Here is a 13,299-nt window from a genome sequence, read left to right on the forward strand (position 1 = left end):
GCCGGTCGAGAGAAGCTCTCGACCGGCATCCTTCGTGTCAGTTCCGCTGGCTCACTCGACGGTGTCGGACTGCCCGCTGTCGTGAGACTCCGACTTGCGACCGCCGGCCTCGAGCACGTCACCGGCGGGAAGCTCCTTGTGTCCGCCGAACTGCAGACGCATCGCGGAGAGCACCTGGTTCGCGAAGTGGTCCTCGCCGCGTGAGGCGAAGCGCTCGAACAGGGCCGACGAGAGCACTGGAACCGGCACGCCCACGTCCACCGCTGCCTTGACCGTCCAGCGGCCCTCGCCCGAGTCCGAGACGCGGCCGGCGAGACCGTCGAGGGTGGGGTTGTCGGCGAGCGCAGTCGCGGTGAGATCGAGCAGCCACGACGAGATCACCGAACCGCGCCGCCAGAGCTCCGCGACCTTCCCGGTGTCGATGGGGAACTGGTAGAACTCCGGCTCTTCCAGCGGCGCGACCTCAGCCGAGTGCTCGGCTTCGCGCACACCCGCGTCGGCGTTCTCGAGCAGGTTGAGACCCTCGGCGATCGCCGCCATGATCCCGTACTCGATGCCGTTGTGCACCATCTTCACGAAGTGCCCCGCACCTGCGGGACCGCAGTGCAGGTACCCCTGCTCCTCCGGCGTCAGCTCGCCGGTGCGACCGGGGGTGCGCTCGATCTCGCCGACGCCCGGTGCGATGGTCTTCAGCAGCGGCTCGATGTGCTGCACCGCGGCATCCGATCCGCCGACCATGAGGCAGTACCCGCGCTCGAGACCGAACACCCCGCCGCTCGTGCCGGCGTCGACGTACTCGATGCCGCGCTCGCGCATCGCGGCGGCGCGGCGCACGTCGTCGCGGTAGTTGGAGTTGCCGCCGTCGATGACGATGTCGCCCTCGTCGAGCAGGTCGGCGACCTGCTCGAGGATCGTGCCGGTGAGCCCGGCGGGCACCATCAGCCAGATCACTCGCGGGGTCTGGAGCTTCGAGACGAAGTCCTGCAGGTCGGTGGCGCCGACCGCACCGTCGGCGGCGAGCGCCTGGACCGCCTCCTGGTTGACGTCGAATCCGACGCATTCGTGTCCGTCGCGCATCAGTCGGCGCACGATGTTCGCGCCCATGCGTCCGAGTCCGATCATTCCCAGCTGCATCATGTCTCCCGTCGATTGGCGTTCCCATCGTCACGCACGCACCCGGCGGTGGCAAGGCCTGTGCGGGGCGGGTGCGGATATGGCATCCTTCGCCGCCGTGGTCGCGGGAGACGGCGTCCAGCGCCGCGGCCATGGCGGCCGCAGCGCTCGAGAGTACCGGAGCTAGGGTGGCGGGATGGATGTGATCAGTCGGGAGTCGCTCTCCGCGCAGCGGGCGGAAGCCATCGTGCGCGCCGGGCATGCGGCATCCGCTCTGGCCGAACTCGTGCACGATCGCCAGGGATCGAACGACGACGACGAGCACGATCCTGAGGGCGTGACGCTGTCGTCGGAGTGGTCGCGCCTGTCGGCGCTGGCCGACGCGGCAGCCGACGAGGTGCGCCAGTACGACGAGGCGCTGGAGCGATGGGATGCCGGTGACTACGGCGTCTGCGCCAGCTGCGGCCGGCCCATTCCGGAGGGCCGACTCGAGGTGCGCCCGTTCGCGAGGCTGTGCGTGCCCTGTGCCGAGAAGACCAGGTGACCAGCCCCGACGCATGAATCGGGGGCCGACACGTACGGTGCTCAGCTGCTCGCGGTGTCGCCGATGACGTCGGCCCGCCCGTACCCGCCGAGCTTCTCGATGGCGAAGTCCAGCAGCGCCGAGGCGCGCGGCGTGAGCTGCATGTCCTCTGGCCAGATCCCCACCACATGCGAGACGGTGACCGGCGGGTCGAAGGGCCGGATGACCACTGGAAGTCCCTCGACGCTCACCGGAAGCGTGTTGGGACGCGACATGAGTAGGCCGTATCCGAGCCCTCTGCTCACCAGAGCCACGACCAGCCCGATCTGCGAGACGCGCGCCTGGATCCGCGGCGAGAGTCCGCGCGCGGTGAAGGCGTCGCTGACGTTGCGGATGCCAGGGGTGGCGTCGTACTGGATGAACGGCTCGTCAGCGAGATCCGCCAGGTCGACGGTCTCGGCAGCAGCGAGCGGGTGATCGGGATGCAGGTGCGCCTCGAGCTCGGTCGCGTAGATCTTCCGTCTGCTGTAACCCAGCGGGAGTGACACGTTGTAGACGAGTGCGACGTCGAGACGCCCGGCCTCGAGCGCCGACAGCAGCTCCTCGTTCGTGCCGATCATGATCTCGATGTGCACACCGGGATGCCGTTTCGGAAAGCCCTCGAGCAGCTCGGGAACCACGCTCGTGGCGAAGCTGGCGTAGCAGCCGAGCTTCACCGGCCCGCGCAGTTCGTCGCCGTCACCCGCTGCCAGCACGAGCTCGTCCGTGGCGGCCACGATCTGCCGCGCGCGTCTGGCGAACTGCTGCCCGGCGGGGGTCAGCGTCAGCCCCCGTGCCTTCCGACGCACGCACAGCTGCTCGCCCACCGCCTTCTCGAGGCTGGTGATCGCCTGCGACAGCGCCGACTCCGAGATATGCAGATCCGCAGCGGCAGCACTGAGCGTGGGAAAGTTCGGCAGGGCGGCGAAGAGTTCCAGCTGCCTCAGGCTGACGTGGACCATATCTTCAGGCTAACCGAACTACATCCTCGTATAACTGCGATTTACACACAGTGAGCGCGGCGAGATCATGGGGAGACCCGCTTCCACCGCCCCTCGTCGCCGAGGGCAGACAATGACGTCAGGAAAACCGATGACCTCTTCTTCCGCCCCGAGCGCCCCGGCCTCTCAGCGCCGGATCGCCTTCGCCACCATCGTCGGAACCACCATCGAGTGGTACGACTTCTTCATCTACGCCACCAGCGCCGCCCTCGTCTTCGCACAGCTCTTCTTCGAGCCGGCGGGCAAGGGGCTCGGCCTGCTGTTCTCGTTCGCGACGGTCGGCATCTCGTTCCTGTTCCGCCCGCTCGGCGCCTTCCTCGCCGGACACTACGGCGACATCATCGGCCGCCGCGCGATGCTCGTCGCGACCCTCGTCCTCATGGGCGGAGCCACCACCCTGATCGGCGTGCTGCCCACCTACGCGCAGATCGGCATGGCCGCCCCGATCATGCTGCTGATCCTGCGCATCCTGCAGGGCTTGTCAGCCGGTGGCGAGTGGGGCGGGGCCGTGCTGATGGCTGTCGAGCACGCACCGGCGAACCGCCGCGGACGTGCCGGTTCGTGGCCGCAGCTGGGGGTTCCCCTCGGCTTCATGCTCGCCTCGGGCGTGACCGCCTTGATGACCGGCGTGATCTCCCCCGGTGCCGCCTACCTCGAGTGGGGCTGGCGCGTGCCGTTCCTGCTCAGCATCGTGCTCATCGTCGTCGGCTTCGTGATCCGTCGCTCGGTCGACGAGAGCCCCGTCTTCGCCGAGATCGCCGAGCGCGGCAAGCAGGCGAGCGTGCCGATCATCACCCTGTTCCGCCGCCACTGGAGTCTCGTGCTGCTCGCGGCGTTCGTCTTCGTCGGCAACGGCACCCTCGGGTACATGACCACGGGCGGATTCCTGAACAACTACGCGATCAGCGTGCAGGACCTCGCGCGCACCGACGTTCTCATCGCCGCCGTCTTCGCGGCCGCGGTCTGGTTCTTCTCCACTCTGTTCGCCGGCTACCTCTCCGATGTCATCGGCCGCCGGAACACATTCCTGATCGGCTTCGCCTTGCAGGCCATCGTGGTGTTCCCGGTCTTCTGGCTCGTCGACGCCGGCGGCCTGCTCGGTCTCTACACCGCGCTGCTGCTCATCTCGATCGGCCTCGGCCTCACTTACGGCCCGCTGGCTGCCTGGTACGCCGAGATCTTCCCGGCATCCATCCGCTTCTCCGGTGTCTCGATCACCTACGCGATCGGCGCCGTGCTCGGCGGCGCGTTCGCGCCGATGATCGCGCAGATGCTGCTCGACGCCACCGGAACCACCGTCGCGGTCTCGTCGTACCTGCTGTTCGCCACCCTGCTCGGCGCCGGCGCGACCCTGTGCCTGCGCGACCGCAGCGGCATCGAGCTCGGCCCCGACAACGAGGCAGAGCAGGCAGTTGGCGCGACGGTCTTCTCGCCGACGCAGCCCACAGGCGACCTCGCCGGAGCGCGCTGAGCAGCTGTCGGCATCCGACCTTCCATCCCGCAAGTCAGTCAAGGAGAACCCATGGCACCGCACACCACCAGGATCGCGATCATCGGCGGAGGGATGGGCGGACTCACCGCCGCCATCGCCCTGACGCGCGTCGCCGGCGTGCAGGTCACCGTCTTCGAGCAGGCCAGTCGGCTGGGTGAGGTCGGCGCGGGCGTCACAGTCGCCCCGAACGCGGCTCGGGTGCTCGACCGGCTCGGCGTGCTCGAGAACGTGCGGCGGGCGGGTGCCGTGCCCGATGGGCACGGCGTGTATCTGAACGCCATGGGCGAGATGGTCACGGATGCCGCGTGGGAGGACTCGTCGAAGAAATACCAGAACATCGGCATGTACCGCCCCGACCTCATCGACATCCTGGCGGCAGAGGTCGACTCCGACACCATCCGTCTCGGCCATCGGCTCGCGTCGGTCGAGACAGTGCCGTCGGAAGACGGGCCGGATGCCGTGCGCATCGAGTTCGAGAACGGTGTGAGCGAGGTGTTCGATGCCGTGATCGGCGCCGACGGCATCCACTCCGTCGTGCGGAGGGCCATCGACCAGCATCCCGAGCCGGTCTACTCGGGCTACATCGTCTACCGCGGCGTGGTCGACGCGGCGCGTCTGCCCGCGGACTGGCCGATGATCAGCCAGGTCTGGATGGGCAACAGCCGGCACTTCATGTGCTATCCCCTGCAGCAGCGGAAGCTGTTCAACTTCGTCGCCGGCATCCCGAGCGACCGGCCGCTGCACGGGCCGTGGTCGGGTTCAGCCGACGTCAGCGAGCTCGCGGCCGAATTCGCCGGCGACGACTGGGATCCGCGGCTGCAGCAGTTCATCGGCGCGATCGAGAAGACGTTCTGGTGGGGCCTGTTCGACCACGAGCCGCTCACCAACTGGTCGCGCGGGCCGATCGCGCTGCTCGGCGACGCGGCCCATACGATGCTGCCGCACCAGGGGCAGGGTGTGAACCAGGCCATCGAAGACAGCATGGCGCTGGCGACGTTCGTGGCCGCAGCCAAGACGGTCGCCGACATCCCTGAGGCGTTCCGTCGCTACACGGCGGTGCGGATGCAGCGCACCGCGATCCTGCAGCACGGATCACGCCGGGCCGGCGCGATGTTCGACGCGCAGCACGAGTTCGAGAACCTCGTCAAGCGCGATGCCGACATCAGGGTGGGGCGGGACTTCCGTCGCAGCGCCGTATTCGACTACGACGCGCAGAAAGTAGCCGAAGAGGCGCTCAATCGATTCAGGAGGGACCAGGTCGCATGACCTCGATCAGCATCATCGGCAGCGGAAAGATGGGCGCGGCGATCGCCGAGGTCGCCACGCGCGCGGGCGCTGCGGTTCAGATCATCAAGCGCAGCCCGACGAGCATGTCGGCGGCGCGGGACGGCTTCGCGTACGGCGTGATGGGCGACGAGCTCACCGGCGACCTCGTGGTGCTCGCGGTTCCCTACAACGCCTACGAGGGCATCCTGCAGCACTACCGCGACCAGCTCAGCCGCAAGGTCGTGATCGACATCAGCAACCCGATCGACTTCAGCACCTACGACCGGCTCAAGTCGCCCGCCGACTCGTCGACGGCGGCCGAGCTGGCGAAGATGCTGCCAGAGGGATCGGCGGTGGTGAAGGCGTTCAACGTGAACCTCGGCGACACGCTCACCTCCGGAACGAACGGCACGACCCCGACGACCGTGCTGTTCGCCGGCGACTACGCCGACGCGAAGATCGCGGTTGCCCGCCTGATCGAGGGGGCGGGGATGCGGGCGGTGGATGCCGGACCGCTGACCCGCGCGCGCGAGCTGGAGGCTATGGGCTTCCTGCAGATCATCATGGCCGCCCTCGGCAAGACCAGCTACGAGTCGGGGTTCACGCTGCTGCGCTGAGCCCGTGCAGACCGCCCGCTCGGGAGGAGAACGCACGGTCGGGAGGACTCCTCAGTCTGGAGAGTCCTCCCGAACGTGTGAACTCCTCCCGGGCGGGTTCGATCGTGCCGAGAGCGGATGCGTCACGCGAGGGTGAGGAACAGCTTCTCGAGCTCCGCCATGCTGGGGGCGCCGTCCTCGGCATCCTCACCTTCGATCACGCAGTGCTTGAGCGCCGTGCTGATCACCGCGAAGCCGGCGCGGTCGATGGCCTTGCCCACGGCTGCGAGCTGGATGACGACGTCGCGGCAGTCGGCATCCGTCTCCATCGCGTCGATCACCGCGCTGAGCTGCCCGCGGGCGCGCTTGAGCCGGTTCACGACCTTGCGGATCTCGTCATCAGGTGCAGCGCTCATACGGACTCCTTCTCGAGAGTGGGGCCGGCGACGAGCATCCGGGTGCCCGCCGCCCAGGTGAGATAACCGCCGTCGAGGTTGCGCGCATCACGACCGTGCTGACGCAGCAGGCGCACGGCGGTGTGCCCGCGCTGACCGACCTGACAGTGCACGACCAGGTCGCCTCCGGGCAGCTCATCGAGCCGGTCGCGCAGCTCGTCGACCGAGATGTTCACGCTGCCGGGGATCGCGCCGCCCTCGTGCTCAGCGGCACTGCGCACATCGACCACGGTCGCGCCGGCGGCCACCGCGGCGGAGAGCTGGTGCCATTGCACAGCATCGGTCAGCCCCGTCGCGGCGTTGTCGGCGATGTAGCCGAGCATGTTCACCGGGTCCTTCGCCGAGGCGAACTGCGGCGCGTAGGCGAGCTCGAGCCGGCTCAGCTGCGGCGCGGTGAGCCCTGCCTGCATGGCCGTCGCGATCACGTCGATGCGCTTGTCGACGCCCCGGCGACCGACGATCTGGGCGCCCAGGATGAGATCGGTGTCGGGGTCGACGAGCAGCTTCATGGTCAGCCGCTCGGCGCCGGGGTAGTAGCCGGCGTGGTCGGAGGGGTGCGCGTGGATCACGCGGTGGGCGCGACCGGCATCCCGCAGCCGCTTCTCGCTCCACCCCGTCATGGCGACGACGAGCTCGAAGACTCCGACGATCGCCGTGCCGAGGGCGGGCAGCGCGTCGGCCGGGTGCGCGTCGAGCAGTCCGGCGTCGGAGGCTATCGCGTCGGCGGCCGTGCGGCCGTGCCGGTTCGCGAGGCCGGCCATGGTGACGAGCGTGGGCTCGGCCGACACGGCATCCGACTTCTCGACGCCGTCTCCGACGGCGAAGACGCGCGGGTCGCTGGTGCGCTGCACCCCGTCGACGGCGATGCCGCCGGTCGGTCCTGTCGCGAGGCCTGCGTCGACGGCAAGGGATGCCGCGGGGCGCACACCCCTGGCGTCGATGACGATGTCGGCGGCGACCGTGGTGCCGTCATCGAGGTGGACGCCCTCAGCATCCATCGACTCGACCGATGCGCGCAGCCGCAGATCGACGCCGCGCGCACGCAGCTCGTCGACGACGAGCGCGGCCATCTCGATGTCGAGCGGGCTGAGCGGATGCGGGCCGTGCTGCACGAGCGTGACGGCCAGGCCGCGGTGCACGAGGTTCTCGACCGCCTCGATGCCGATGAATCCGCCGCCGACGACGACAGCGCGGCCGGGCTCGGAGAGGCCGGCCAGGGCGTCGGTGATGCGATCGACGTCGTCGATCGTGCGCAGGGTCGACACGACGGGGGCGCCGGGCGTCTGCTCGAACACGCCACGCGAGGCGGCGCCGGTCGCGAGCACGACGTGGTCGTAGGGCTCGTCGACGATCGTGCCGGTGCGCACATCCCGGATGCTGACGGTGCGGGCTTCCCGATCGATCGCGATGGCCTCGGAACCGGTGCGCACATCGAGGGCGAACCGTGCTCGCAGGGACTCGCGCGTCTGCAGCAGCAGCGACTCGCGCTCGGTGATCACGCCGCCGACGTAGTACGGCAGCCCGCAGTTGGCGAAGCTGACGTAGTCGCCCTGCTCGACAACGATAATCTCGGCGTCCTCGTCGAGCCGCCGCAGGCGGGTGGCCGCCGACATGCCGCCGGCGACGCCGCCGACGATGATCACGCGCACGGTCAGCTCCGCCCGAACAGCTTCGCGAAGAAGCCGGTGCGGGGCTCGTTCTCGTGGCCGCGGCAGCGGTCACTCGACGGCACACCGGCCATCACCATGTCGACGTGCTGGCCGCAGCCGGCCCACGTCGTCTTCCCACAGGTTCGGCAGGTCACTGCTCGGCACATCTTCGCTCTCCTCGGTTCGGGTATGGACAGATCGTAGCGGATACCCCCCGGGGTATAACTGGGCGCGCGCTGAGCGCTGCGGAATGCACCTCGCGCGCGTGAGGTGCAGAAGTAGGCTGGCAACATCATGAACGACGTGTTGATCTGGCTGGGCCACTACTGGTGGCTCGCCTTCCCGCTGATGGGCGTCGCCGGCGGCATCGGCAAGTCGTGGGAGCGCGCGTCCAAGCGCCGGCATGAGCGACGCCTCGAGACGCTGCGCCTGAAGGGCGAGATCAAGGCAGCCCAGCTCGCCGCCCGCGGCGGCACGCCGCCGCCGCAGACCAGGAAGCAGGTGCGCGAGACCGCGGCCGAAGAGCGCGCCTCGACCGTGCAGCTGCTCGAGCGGCTCTTCGCCGAGCACGACGAGATCACCGCTCGGTGGCTGGAGTATGAGCTCGACGTCGCCAAGCTGATCGCGTTCCCTGCGATGAGCGACGGGCGCCAGCCGCTCACCGCCGCGTTCCTGCGCGCGAAGAAGATCGCCGACACCCTGCGGCCTGCGTCGGCGGATGCCAAGCTCAGCGAGGCCGAGATCGCGGAGTACGTGGACGCGGTGGGCGATTACGCCGTCGCCTTCGACATCGCCGAGCGCGATGCCCGACGCCTGCGTGACGCCAACTTCAGCGAGGTGGAGCGCAAGCGTCTCGACCGCGCCCGGCACCTGCTCACCGTCGCCCTCGACGACGCGGCAACGCAGGCTGAGCGCAACCTCGCCTACAAGCGCGTGCGTGAAGAGCTCGACGGACTGATCCTGCTCTCCGATGAGGCGGTCGAGGTGCTCGAGCAGAAGGTCGCCGGCCAGATCGGGTGGGCACAGGCATCCGCATCCCCGGTTGGCACACCCGCGCCCGCAGCGGCTGCCACGCCCCCGCCTGTCCCCGAGGCCGAACAACCGGCCGAGCCCGAACCCGCTGCCGCGCCCGAGCCCGAGCGAATGCCGCTGCGCCGAGAGGAGCCGCGAGCATGAGGGTCGAGAACATCACCGGGCCCATCGCGGGCCATGCGGAGGGACCGGTCTGGGCGGCCGCCTGGGGCGGGCTGCGGTGGGTGGACGGCGCCGCCGGTGACCTGCTCACGCTGCGCGACGACGGCGTGACGCGCCAGCACGTCGACGACGAGTTCATCGCCTTCGTGCGGCCTCGCCGCACCGGTGGTTTCGTCGCCGCCGGCGCCCGCACGCTCTATCTCGCCGACGAGGCCGACGGCGAGACCCGCGCCGTGGCGCAGCTCGGCGACGACCCCGGCGTGCGGATGAATGACGGATGCTGTGACCCAGACGGCCGGCTGCTCGCCGGCTCGATGGCGTACGACGCCTCCCCCGGTCGCGGGTCGCTGCGGCGGATCGATGCCGACCTCTCGATCACGACCGTGCTGCCCGAGGCGACCATCTCGAACGGCATCGCCTTCACATCCGAGGGCTCGCACGCCTACTACGCCGACACCGCGACCGGTCGCGTGGACGTGTTCGACGTCTCGGACGGGGACCTCGTGAAGCGGCGGCCGTTCGTGTCGATCCCGTCCGACACGGGTGCGCCCGACGGGCTCTGTGTCGCCGCCGACGGCAGCGTGTGGGTCGCCCTCTGGGGCGGCTCGGCCGTGCACGGATACGACAGCTCGGGGGCGCTGATCGAGAGCATCCCGCTGCCGGTGCCGCAGGTGAGCGCCTGCACCTTCGGCGGGCACGGGCTGAGCACCCTCTTCATCACCACGTCGGCGCAGGGCCTCGACCCGGATCACGGCACCGAGGCGGGTTCGCTCTTCGCCGTCGATCTCGGCATCCGCGGCCTGCCCACCCTCCCCTTCGGGGGCTGAGGCTCCGTTCGCCCTCACCCCCCTTCGCCGACACCCCTGCTTCGCGCCGACACCCCCACGTGGGCACGTCCGCAGCCGGGGGTCTCGGCAGCACGTGGGGGTGTCGGCGGAAGGGGCGAGGACCGGGCCTAGCCGCGCAGGCCCGGCGTAGAGTCGGGCCATGGAGAGCACGCTGCGGGTGGGGATCGTCGGTGCGGGCGGCATCGCGCCGGTGCACATCGAGGGCTGGCTGGCGCTGGGTGGCGAGGTCGCGATCCTGCGGAGGACGGATGCCGATGTGCTGGCCGACCGGTACGGCGTCCGGATCATCGGCGAACTGGACGAGCTGATCGATGCGGTCGACATCGTCGACATCATCAGCCCGACCTCGACGCATCTCGACATCGCCAGGGCGGCCTTCGCACGCGGCAGGCACGTCGTCTGCGAGAAGCCCCTCGCGGGAAGCGCCGCCGACGCGCGGGCGCTGATCGATGCGGCGGACGACGCCGGTGTTCGCCTCTTCCCCGCGCACGTCGTGCGCTACTTCGAGGGATACCGCGACCTGCACGAGCGCGTCGACGCGGTCGGCACGCTCACCGAGCTCACGTTCCGGCGCACCGTCGCCGCTCCCGACTCCGCCTGGTTCTATGCCGAGGATGCCGGCGGCGGAGTCATCCGCGACCTGATGATCCACGACATCGATCAGGCGCTGTGGCTGGCCGGATCCGTCGTCGAGGTGTCGGCCACTCAGGATCCGCCTGCGGTCGGCGATCGCGTCTCGCCACCGGTGTCCGCGCACGTCACCCTCACCCACGCGAACGGGGCGATCACTCACCTGCGCGCCGACTGGCTGGAACCCGGCACCCCGTTCCGGTCGATGGTCGAGGTGGCCGGCTCCGACGGCATCCTCCGCTTCGACACGGACGTCGACCCCGTCGGCGCTGACCCGTACCGCGCTCAGCTGGCCGACTTCGTCGAGGCGATCCGCACCGGGGGAGAGGCGCGGGTCACCGCCGAGGACGGGCTGGCGGCGGCCGCCGTGGTGGATGCCGCCTATGCATCCCTCGCGGGAAAGCGCCCGATCACGTTCTGACCGGCACGGTGGCGGGTCGTTGACGGGGGTATGGTGACTCGCCCGCTGTCAGCCACCGAAACCGAGCGGACGCACGAGCACGTGCCGCCGGTCCCGCACCCATACGGCGCCCGATTCCCGGTGCTCCGCGCGGGTCGCGAAGCGGTACCGATACGAGACGACGCGCACCCAGGCAGGACGCTCGCCGTCGAAGGGGTCGCGGCGCAGCATCCGCAGCGTCGGGGCGTCGGCCTCGAGAAGTCGCACGAGGAACATCGTGAACCAGTCCTCGAGTGATCGCCCGAGCGGCAGGAACCACATCAGCCAGTCCAGCCGCAGATGGTACGGCGCGAACTGCCGGGGTACGCGGCGCACATCAGTGGGCTTGCCCTTGAACTCGTACTCGCGCCAGTCCGCGGCATCCGGATCGGCGTCGGCGATGCCCTCGACGACGTACTCGATCCGCTGCTTCGTGACAGTGCCGAACGCACCGTAGGCATTGCCGAGCTGCCACCGGTTGAAGCTCGCGTTCATCAGCTGGCGGCGTGCGAAGAGGTTGCGCAGGGCGGGCCAGCTGAGCACGATCAGCAGCAGCCCGACCGCCGAGGTGATGATGAGCCAGTAGAGGGGGATGTCCGCGCTCGGCGCTTCGACAGGCTCAGCGGCCCAGAGGTGAGGGTGCCAGAACGTCGGGAACGCCGAGAAGGCGAGCACGATCGTCGCCCAGTTAAGCCAGGCGAAGTTGCCAGTGAGCACGAGCCAGAGCTGGGTGAGGATGACGATCGTCGCGGCGATCGCGCCGATCACCAGCAGGACCCGGTCGACTGAGTCCGGGGTGAACAGCGATGCCAGTGGCACGAAGAGGAAGAACGGCACCACCAGCTGAGCGAAGTGGTTGCCGAGCACCTCGCCCTTGTGGAACCACCGCGGCAGCAGGTGCGCCTGCCGGCTCAGCGGCCCCGGCATCGGCTGCGTCTCGTGGTGGTACATCAGGGCGGTGAGGTCGCGCCACTCGCTGCCCCCGCGGATCTTGATCATGCCGGCGCCGAACTCCAGCCGGAACACCAGCCACCAGAACAGCACGATGATCGCGGTCGGCGGCGGCTGATCGCGCGAGCCGAGGAACGCGGCGAGGAATCCCGCCTCGAGCAGCAGCATCTCCCAGCCGAACGAGTAGAAGGTCTGCCCGATGCTCGTGATCGACATGTACCCGCCCCACAGCAGCAGGAAGCAGATCATCGGCACCCAGGGCGGCGCCAGCTGGGGGATGCCGACGACGAGCAGCGCTGCGATGACCGTGCCCGTCCAGCACAGCGCGGCCAGACGCCGATCGGTGTACCGGATGCGCGTGAAGAGCGTCGGATGCAGCATCCGGCGCCGCGCGGGAGCCGACGTCGCCCACTCCAGCAGCTCGGGGGCCGGCAGCAGTCCGCGCTCACCCAGCAGCGGACGGAACTGGTTCAGCGTCGAGAGGAACGCGACCAGGTAGAGCGCCGCGATGCCCCGTTGCAGGACCTCGCGGGCGAAGCCGAAGTCGACGGCGGCGAACCCGTCCATGCGCACAGGGTATGACGGCGGAGGGGCAGAGCGGAGGGTGGTTGACACCGTGCATCCGCGCGCCCTTAAGAGGAGAGAGCAGGGATGGGAGGAGCTTCCGCGGGGAAAGCTCCTCCCATCAAGGCGAAGTCCTCCTGACGAGGATCCGCGGTCAGTCCTGCGGCAGCGCGGCGACCACGTCGATCTCGACGAGGATGTTCGCGAGCTGCGAGCCCACGGTGGTGCGCACCGGGAACGGCGCGGTGAAGAACTCCTCGTACGCCGCGTTGAACTCGGCGAAGTCGGCGAGGTCCTGCAGGTGCACGGTCGACTTCACCACGTCGGCCATGGTGAGGTCGTGCTCGGCGAGCACCATCTGGATGTTGCGCAGCACCTGGCGGGTCTGCTCGCCCACGTTGTCGGCGACGGCGTGGTCGTTCGCGGCGTCCTGCGGGCCGAAGCCTGCGGTGTACAGGAAGCCGTTCGCGACGACTCCGTGGCTGTACGGGCCTGCGGGGGTGGGGGCGCCTTCGGCGTAGAAGCCAGTCTTGGGCATC

Annotated in this window: 13 protein-coding genes; 7 read left to right on the forward strand and 6 right to left on the reverse strand. The window is 69.5% G+C overall.

The annotated features are described in order from the left end of the window. Positions 1 to 51 precede the first annotated feature (51 nt). Complete coding sequence (gene gnd / locus ACIPV2_RS08615; RefSeq protein ID WP_400840316.1) at positions 52 to 1,137, reverse strand: phosphogluconate dehydrogenase (NAD(+)-dependent, decarboxylating); 1,086 nt, start codon at positions 1,135 to 1,137, stop codon at positions 52 to 54. 172 nt (positions 1,138 to 1,309) lie between these two features. On the opposite strand from gnd, the gene ACIPV2_RS08620 reads away from it, so the two are divergent. Further along, positions 1,310 to 1,657: a TraR/DksA family transcriptional regulator gene (locus tag ACIPV2_RS08620; protein WP_400840318.1), complete on the forward strand. Its 348-nt coding sequence runs from the start codon at positions 1,310 to 1,312 to the stop codon at positions 1,655 to 1,657. Between the two features lie 41 nt (positions 1,658 to 1,698). Here ACIPV2_RS08620 and ACIPV2_RS08625 read toward each other — a convergent pair whose 3' ends face one another. Then, positions 1,699 to 2,637, reverse strand: coding sequence for a LysR family transcriptional regulator (locus tag ACIPV2_RS08625; protein ID WP_400840320.1), 939 nt, complete (start codon positions 2,635 to 2,637; stop codon positions 1,699 to 1,701). Between the two features lie 130 nt (positions 2,638 to 2,767). On the opposite strand from ACIPV2_RS08625, the gene ACIPV2_RS08630 reads away from it, so the two are divergent. From ACIPV2_RS08630 to ACIPV2_RS08640, 3 genes are read left to right on the forward strand one after another with little or no spacing between them, the layout of a single operon-like run. Beyond that, positions 2,768 to 4,147 (forward strand): MFS transporter, encoded by a 1,380-nt coding sequence (locus ACIPV2_RS08630; RefSeq protein ID WP_400840321.1) that lies wholly within the window; start codon positions 2,768 to 2,770, stop codon positions 4,145 to 4,147. A gap of 51 nt (positions 4,148 to 4,198) precedes the next feature. Further along, positions 4,199 to 5,434, forward strand: a complete 1,236-nt coding sequence (locus ACIPV2_RS08635) for an FAD-dependent monooxygenase (protein ID WP_400840323.1) — start codon at positions 4,199 to 4,201, stop codon at positions 5,432 to 5,434. Next, on the forward strand, positions 5,431 to 6,051 hold the full coding sequence (locus ACIPV2_RS08640; protein ID WP_400840325.1) for an NADPH-dependent F420 reductase: 621 nt from the start codon (positions 5,431 to 5,433) through the stop codon (positions 6,049 to 6,051). Before ACIPV2_RS08635 ends, ACIPV2_RS08640 begins: the two co-directional genes overlap by 4 nt. Positions 6,052 to 6,173: 122 nt before the next feature. Here ACIPV2_RS08640 and ACIPV2_RS08645 read toward each other — a convergent pair whose 3' ends face one another. Both ACIPV2_RS08645 and ACIPV2_RS08650 read right to left on the reverse strand, forming a co-directional pair. Continuing rightward, positions 6,174 to 6,446, reverse strand: a complete 273-nt coding sequence (locus ACIPV2_RS08645; protein ID WP_400840327.1) for a metal-sensitive transcriptional regulator — start codon at positions 6,444 to 6,446, stop codon at positions 6,174 to 6,176. Then, the gene (locus ACIPV2_RS08650) at positions 6,443 to 8,134 is read right to left on the reverse strand and encodes an FAD-dependent oxidoreductase (RefSeq protein WP_400840329.1); all 1,692 of its coding nucleotides are present in this window, start codon (positions 8,132 to 8,134) and stop codon (positions 6,443 to 6,445) included. The genes ACIPV2_RS08645 and ACIPV2_RS08650 overlap by 4 nt, the downstream gene beginning before the upstream one ends. A 294-nt stretch (positions 8,135 to 8,428) precedes the next feature. Between ACIPV2_RS08650 and ACIPV2_RS08655 the strand changes: the two genes are divergently transcribed. The 3 genes from ACIPV2_RS08655 to ACIPV2_RS08665 all read left to right on the forward strand — a co-directional run bounded on the left by ACIPV2_RS08655 (position 8,429) and on the right by ACIPV2_RS08665 (position 11,227). Beyond that, positions 8,429 to 9,310 carry a hypothetical protein gene (locus ACIPV2_RS08655; RefSeq protein ID WP_400840332.1) on the forward strand — a complete coding sequence of 294 codons (882 nt, stop codon included), beginning with the start codon at positions 8,429 to 8,431 and terminating at the stop codon, positions 9,308 to 9,310. Beyond that, the gene (locus ACIPV2_RS08660; RefSeq protein ID WP_400840334.1) at positions 9,307 to 10,155 is read left to right on the forward strand and encodes an SMP-30/gluconolactonase/LRE family protein; all 849 of its coding nucleotides are present in this window, start codon (positions 9,307 to 9,309) and stop codon (positions 10,153 to 10,155) included. The genes ACIPV2_RS08655 and ACIPV2_RS08660 overlap by 4 nt, the downstream gene beginning before the upstream one ends. 160 nt (positions 10,156 to 10,315) lie before the next feature. Next, positions 10,316 to 11,227 (forward strand): Gfo/Idh/MocA family protein, encoded by a 912-nt coding sequence (locus ACIPV2_RS08665; RefSeq protein WP_400840336.1) that lies wholly within the window; start codon positions 10,316 to 10,318, stop codon positions 11,225 to 11,227. 48 nt (positions 11,228 to 11,275) lie between these two features. On the opposite strand, the gene ACIPV2_RS08670 is transcribed toward ACIPV2_RS08665, so the two are convergent. Further along, a complete protein-coding gene (locus ACIPV2_RS08670) occupies positions 11,276 to 12,763 on the reverse strand; it encodes a lipase maturation factor family protein (RefSeq protein ID WP_400840338.1) in 1,488 nt (495 codons plus the stop codon). Between the two features lie 151 nt (positions 12,764 to 12,914). Next, on the reverse strand, positions 12,915 to 13,298 hold the full coding sequence (locus ACIPV2_RS08675) for a RidA family protein (RefSeq protein ID WP_101187848.1): 384 nt from the start codon (positions 13,296 to 13,298) through the stop codon (positions 12,915 to 12,917). Position 13,299 lies beyond the last annotated feature (1 nt).

Origin of the sequence: Microbacterium sp. NPDC089987 (assembly GCF_044748505.1) — a bacterium.
GTDB lineage: Bacteria > Actinomycetota > Actinomycetes > Actinomycetales > Microbacteriaceae > Microbacterium.